General features: G+C 58.4%; 1 protein-coding gene. It reads left to right on the forward strand.

The genetic code is table 11. The annotated features are described in order from the left end of the window. The coding region (locus PZH32_RS12555; RefSeq protein ID WP_275208579.1) for a hypothetical protein at nucleotides 1-308 on the forward strand (308 nt) is incomplete at both ends.

A 308-nucleotide genomic window follows, 5' to 3' on the forward strand; every position in this document is an offset into this window, starting at 1 on the left:
CACGGTGGGCTACCGCAACAACCGTGCCGTGGGTACGGCTGTGGTTACCAGGACCGGCATCGGTGCCTACAAGGGCACGCTGCAAATGCGCTTCACCATCAAGGCTCCGGCGGTCAAGGCGGTCAAAATCAGCAAGCTGAAGGCAGCGAAGAGCGCGTTTACGGTCTCGTGGAAAAAGTCCTCGGGCAAGGTAACGGCTTACCAGGTGCAATACTCCACCAGCAAGAAGTTCACCAAGAGCGCCACCGCCACGACAACGGTGAAGGCGTCCAGCAAGAGCACGTTGTCCAAGACGGTGAAAAAGCTCA

Source organism: Adlercreutzia equolifaciens (assembly GCF_029076695.1).
Classification (GTDB): domain Bacteria; phylum Actinomycetota; class Coriobacteriia; order Coriobacteriales; family Eggerthellaceae; genus Adlercreutzia; species Adlercreutzia equolifaciens_A.